This is a genomic window from Mycobacterium asiaticum (assembly GCF_001673365.1).
Classification (GTDB): Bacteria; Actinomycetota; Actinomycetes; order Mycobacteriales; family Mycobacteriaceae; genus Mycobacterium; species Mycobacterium asiaticum_A.
Window position 1 is genome coordinate 1 of record NZ_LZLS01000029.1, and the last position, 587, is coordinate 587.

Annotated in this window: 1 pseudogene; it reads left to right on the forward strand. The window is 68.3% G+C overall.

The features are described from left to right. A pseudogene (locus A5634_RS28550) lies at positions 1 to 587 on the forward strand (hypothetical protein); the annotation flags it as partial.

Below are 587 nucleotides of genomic sequence, written 5' to 3' on the forward strand. Positions count from 1 at the left end.
AACCTGGCCATCCCGCCGTTCGCGATTCCGCCGTTCACGCTGCCGCCGTTCCCGACGCTGCCCGCACTGCCCAACCTCGGTGCCACCATCACCGGCGGCATCAACGCCCTGGTCGACTTGGCCGGCAACTTTGCTCTGCCGCCATTGACGTTGCCGCCGTTCACCATTCCGCCGTTCCCGACCCTGCCCGCACTGCCCAACCTCGGTGCCACCATCACCGGCGGCATCAACGCCCTGGTCGATCTGGCTGGCAACCTGGCCATCCCGCCGTTCGCGATTCCGCCGTTCACGCTGCCGCCGTTCCCGACACTGCCCGCACTGCCCAACCTCGGTGCGACCATCACCGGCGGCATCAACGCCCTGGTCGATCTGGCCGGCAACCTGGCCATCCCGCCGTTCGCGATTCCGCCGTTCACGCTGCCGCCGTTCCCGACGCTGCCCGCACTGCCCAACCTCGGTGCCACCATCACTGGCGGCATCAACGCCCTGGTCGACTTGGCTGGCAACTTTGCTCTGCCGCCATTGACGTTGCCGCCGTTCACCATTCCGCCGTTCCCGACCCTGCCCGCACTGCCCAACCTCGGTGC